At 40.6% G+C, this 2,517-nt stretch carries 5 protein-coding genes; 3 read left to right on the top strand and 2 right to left on the bottom strand.

Annotated features, from left to right (window positions below; genetic code table 11):
- Positions 1 to 583 (bottom strand): Holliday junction resolvase RecU (recU, locus tag RAC86_RS37700; protein WP_377886856.1); only part of this gene is annotated, 583 nt, incomplete at its 3' end.
- A 40-nt stretch (positions 584 to 623) separates the two neighbouring features.
- On the opposite strand from recU, the gene RAC86_RS37695 reads away from it, so the two are divergent.
- Positions 624 to 1,586 carry a DUF2515 domain-containing protein gene (locus tag RAC86_RS37695; protein ID WP_128993051.1) on the top strand — a complete coding sequence of 321 codons (963 nt, stop codon included), beginning with the start codon at positions 624 to 626 and terminating at the stop codon, positions 1,584 to 1,586.
- A gap of 24 nt (positions 1,587 to 1,610) precedes the next feature.
- Here the strand turns inward: RAC86_RS37695 and sspM are convergent, their stop codons facing one another.
- On the bottom strand, positions 1,611 to 1,715 hold the full coding sequence (gene sspM / locus RAC86_RS37690; RefSeq protein ID WP_003225606.1) for an acid-soluble spore protein SspM: 105 nt from the start codon (positions 1,713 to 1,715) through the stop codon (positions 1,611 to 1,613).
- 197 nt (positions 1,716 to 1,912) lie between these two features.
- On the opposite strand from sspM, the gene RAC86_RS37685 reads away from it, so the two are divergent.
- Both RAC86_RS37685 and RAC86_RS37680 read left to right on the top strand, forming a co-directional pair.
- On the top strand, positions 1,913 to 2,158 hold the full coding sequence (locus RAC86_RS37685) for a YppD family protein (RefSeq protein WP_004398488.1): 246 nt from the start codon (positions 1,913 to 1,915) through the stop codon (positions 2,156 to 2,158).
- Between the two features lie 45 nt (positions 2,159 to 2,203).
- Positions 2,204 to 2,517: YppE family protein (locus RAC86_RS37680; RefSeq protein WP_377886855.1), on the top strand; the 314-nt coding region annotated here is incomplete at its 3' end.

Raw genomic sequence — 2,517 nt, 5'->3', positions numbered from 1 at the left:
GTTCCATAATACTAATATAATCAATTCTGGGTGCGTATCCAAGAGAAATCGGATAAGCTGTTTCTTCCAACTCATCTTTTCGAATTGATTTTCTGCCGTTTTTTTCTTTTCTGTCCCAGAAATAAAACAGCTTATCGGCTTCCAAAAAATAAACCTGGTCGAAAGCGGATATAATAACAAAACAAATACCGTCTTGAGCCTTTACCTGCTTCATATGCTCGATTTGATGGTCATGAAAATTCTGCAGGGGGAAAGAGGTCTTGTTTTTCGTTTCTTTCGCCTCAAAATCAATATACCGCCCTTTGTAAATCCCATTGTAGTCTGTTGTCGATGATTGTTTAAAGTAAGCTTCTTTAATCACTGCGGCACTTCTTTTTGGATAATGGACATTTACAATTTGAACAGGTGTCGGCTTTTTGTGTATAACGGCAATTTGGTTTGTCAGATAATACTTATTCGTTTCGTTTAAGTCATCTTCGAGGGTCATTCCGCGATTACTGTAAGACGGGGCCCTTTTCTGACTGTTTTGGGATGAAACCGAATGTTTCGGCTGAAATGTTTTTCCGTTAGGATACCGAATCACTTTCTCATCCTCCTTATTAAACTAATCATGACGGAAGTGAATGAACGTGCAAGAACAACAGACCATTAGAAAGCTTCTGAGCCGGATTGAGCGGCAGACAAAAATGAAAAACGCGGATAACATTTCAAGAACAAATGCTTATAAAGCATTTTACGACCGTCATCCGGAAATCAAATGGTCGCTTTTGGCTTCTTTCGTTTCTCGTAATGCCGGCTGGTCAATGACTGACTTAAAAGGCAGTCTGTTTCAGCTTGGACTCCGTGAGAGACAGCAAAAATGGTTCTTTTTAGCCTATGAAAGAGCGAACTGGCTTATTTTTTCGGATGCCTATCCGCAGCTTCTTTTATACCACTGGTCAAAAAGAGTTGGGAAACCGCTGTTTCATCTGCTGCATGTGTTTGGCGTCTCACAATTTATGTCGGAAGAATGGACCCGTTTTTGGCATGAGCGAAATACGGAGCGGCTAATGTATGCCCTCATTATAAATGAACAAAACACTATCCAAACACCTATTATACAAAATCCTTCGTTTAAAAAGAATGTTTTTGACACGATTCCTTTTTATTTAAGTGACTGGTTTCATTTTAACACCGTTATTTTTCCTTCCTCAAATGGGTTTTTTTACGGCATTTCAGTGAAACGCTTTTCAAAGGCGGAGGAAAGGATAAGGCTGGGAAAGCAGCTGTCTCACTTGCTGTTCAAGCCAGAATTGTTCTCCTCTTTTTATCACTTTTTGCACACAGTGCCGCACACAGGTTCCCGTTTTGATATGGAAAAGATGATCGGGATTACAAAAAGAACATCTCCTATGCTAAGGACATGCTACCCTGAGTTAATCCACTCATTAGACGGAACGAAAACAGATTGGTTTCATGGAAAGATAAAGAAAACGTTCTTTAGGCGCGAGGAATTGCCGAAGCAGATTGAATTGACAGACTGGTATTTACATAAAAAGCGCCAGCTTCATGCGCTTTTTGCGGTGGAGCAGTGGCTGAAAAAATAAAGAAGCAAGGAAATTCCTTGCTTCTTACGTAGAAGGGCGGTTCGGGCCGCCTAATTTTTTATCTAAAGAATCGATTGCCTTTGATTCAGTCTTTTTTTGCTGGCCGGCTTTTTTCGGTCTTGTTTTCATACGGCACCTCCTCACAAGTATCGTTTGCATTAACGAGGAGGATCATACAATTTTTGCGGGTGTTTTTGTCGAAAACTTCAGCTTTTCGTGGAATACCTGTTTGTTTGGCGATTTGCTTCTAGTTTTGTCATGAGGAAGGAAAGAGCCTTGAGAGCAAAGAATGTTAACCGGGAGAGACAAGAAAGGGAGGTACACGAATGTCCGGTTATGTATGCAAGACAGATATTCTCCGTATGCTTTCTGATATAGAAGATGAATTAACGCGAGCTGAGCAAAGCCTGAATCATTCTGTAAATGCATTAGAGGCTGAGATGCGGGAAACGGAAAACGATCGCCTGAGTGTGCTGGAAGAAGAAATCATAGATCTTCATATTTGTATAAATGAGCTGTATCAATCGCCTGAACACAGGTATGCGTTTGAGAAGGTATACCGTATCGGCTGAATTTGCGAGTGAAATTTGGTACGATAGGCATTGAGGTGAAAGATATTGCTATCACAAACTTTGCTGGAAATGACCGAGCAAATGATTGAAGTTGCTGAAAAAGGCGCTGATCGGTATCAGGAAGGAAAAAACAGTAATCATTCTTATGATTTTTTTGAGACGATAAAGCCTGCAGTTGAAGAGAATGATGAACTGGCTGCTCGCTGGGCAGAGGGTGCTCTTGAATTGATAAAAGTCCGCCGGCCAAAATATGTGCATAAAGAGCAAATTGAGGCCGTAAAGGATAATTTCCTGGAATTGGTCCTTCAATCTTATGTTCATCATATTCATAAAAAACGATTCAAGGACATCACTGAGTC

The sequence above is a fragment of the Bacillus sp. LR_5 genome (assembly GCF_042709275.1).
The sequence above is the reverse complement of the archived record's forward strand: the minus strand, read 5'-3'. Positions and strand labels throughout refer to the sequence as shown.